Source organism: Streptomyces sp. WELS2, assembly GCF_013870595.1.
Lineage (GTDB): Bacteria > Actinomycetota > Actinomycetes > Streptomycetales > Streptomycetaceae > Streptomyces.
Map to the genome: position 1 here is coordinate 1 of NZ_JACBWZ010001084.1, position 1,807 is coordinate 1,807.

The 1,807-nt window shown below is 75.0% G+C and carries 3 protein-coding genes and 1 pseudogene; 2 read left to right on the plus strand and 2 right to left on the minus strand.

Going from position 1 to position 1,807, the window contains the following annotated elements; translation table 11 throughout:
• Positions 1 to 407, minus strand: a 407-nt coding sequence (locus H5J33_RS33850) for a cation transporter (protein WP_309485557.1), incomplete at its 3' end; no start/stop codon positions are given.
• Positions 408 to 468: 61 nt separating this feature from the next.
• Here H5J33_RS33850 and H5J33_RS33855 point away from each other — a divergent pair.
• Complete coding sequence (locus H5J33_RS33855) at positions 469 to 816, plus strand: metalloregulator ArsR/SmtB family transcription factor (RefSeq protein WP_181798500.1); 348 nt, start codon at positions 469 to 471, stop codon at positions 814 to 816.
• Positions 817 to 853: 37 nt separating this feature from the next.
• Here the strand turns inward: H5J33_RS33855 and H5J33_RS33860 are convergent, their stop codons facing one another.
• Complete coding sequence (locus tag H5J33_RS33860; RefSeq protein WP_181798501.1) at positions 854 to 1,261, minus strand: CoA-binding protein; 408 nt, start codon at positions 1,259 to 1,261, stop codon at positions 854 to 856.
• Between the two features lie 140 nt (positions 1,262 to 1,401).
• Between H5J33_RS33860 and H5J33_RS33865 the strand changes: the two are divergent.
• Positions 1,402 to 1,807, plus strand: a pseudogene (locus H5J33_RS33865) (hypothetical protein); the annotation flags it as partial.

Sequence of the window (1,807 nt, forward strand, 5' to 3'; positions counted from 1 at the left end):
GCGCGGCCGTAGCCGTAGGTGAACCGGCGGGTCGCCGCCCGGCGGCCGAGCACGAAGGCGATGCCGAGGGGGATGGCGGTCAGCGCGTCGGCCGCGTTGTGCACGGTGTCCCCGAGCAGCGCCACCGACCCGGATACGGCCACCACGGCCCCCTGCGCCAGAGCGGTCGCCCCCAGTACCGCCAGCGACACCCACAGCGCGCGCATACCGCGCGCCGACGACTCGAGCGCCGGATCCAGCTTGTCGGCGGTCTCGTGCGAATGCGGGGCGAGCAGATGACCGAGACGGCGGAGGAACGGACCACGGCGCGGGTGCCCGTGCCCGTGGCCGTGGCCGTGGCTGTGATGCGGGGGTTCGTGGCCGCGGTCCATGTGTCCGTGGCCGTGGCGATGGTGCCGGTCGCTCACGTCGGTCCCCTTCCGGTGGACGGGAGTGGACGGGCGGGGTCCACGCGGCCATTATGTGCGTATGAGCGCACGCATGCACCTATCACCTGCGCACGATGCGCACGAGCACAGCGCGGGCGAGGAGCGGTTCGCGGTCGCCGCCGACCTCCTGGCCCTGCTGGGCGACCGCACCCGCCTCGCCCTGCTGCACGCCCTGACGGCGGGCGAGGCGGATGTCACCACCCTCACGGAGGCGTGCGGCGCCGCCCGCCCGGCCGTCAGCCAGCACCTGGCCCGGCTGCGGCTCGCCGGCCTGGTGGACACCCGCAAGGAGGGGCGCCGGGTGGTCTACTCCCTGCGCCACGGACACCTGCGGCGCCTGGTCGAGGAGGCGCTGAAGACGGCGGACCACCGCCTGACGGGACGCTGAGAGGCGGCCCTCCCGGCGGACCGTGGACGGAGGAGGGCTAGCTCAGCCGCGGGATCTCGATGGCCGGGCAACGGTCCATGACCATCTCCAGGCCCGCCGCCCGGGTGCGTTCATAGGCGGCCGGGTCGACGACGCCCAGCTGGAACCACACCGCCCGCGCGCCCTTCGCCACGGCCTCGTCGGCGACCGGGCCGGCCAGCCCGCTGTTCACGAAGACGTCGACCACGTCCACGTCGAAGGGGATGTCCGCCAGCGAGGCGTAACCCCGCTCCCCGTGCACCGTCTCGGCCTTGGGGTGCACCGGCACGATCCGCTTGCCGAACCGCTGGAGCACCTGGGACACGCCGTAGGCGGCCCGGTACTCGTTCGCCGACAGGCCGACCACCGCCCAGGTGTCGCCCAGCTCGGTCAGGATCCTGCGGATCGTCGCGTCGTCGCCGTACATCGGCCGCCTCCTCGGGCTGCGGGAACTGTCTCGGGGAAACGTCACTCCGGCGCGCGGGGATTCCCGCCGTACCCCGGCATGTTGTCCGGAAACGGCGCAAGCTGCTGCATACGGCCGCCGGCCCGCCCTACGCTCGCCCCGTGCTGCGCATCCTCGACGCCCGAACCGGTGAGCCCGTCCCCGCCGCGCCCGCCCGCCGCGGCCTGACCCGCATCGAGGCCCACGCCTCCGGTCCCGACCCGACGGCCCTGCGGGTCCTGCTCACCGCCGACCTGCTCGTCCGCGCCCTGGAACTGGGCGGCACCCCGGTCTGGACGAGCCTCGCCGCCCCCCGCGACCAGCCGGAACTGCGCACCGCGGGCACGCGCCTGGCCATCCGCCCCTTCGAGTTCGGCCGCGACCTCGCCTCCGGCCTCGGCGAGGCCCAGGCCCTCCACGTGGTCCGGCGGGACCGTACGGAGACGGTGGGGGAGGGGCCGGTGGTGGCGGTGGGCGAGGTGGAATGGGCGCCGGGGGCGGGCGGGGAGCCGGCCAGGGGCTCGGTGA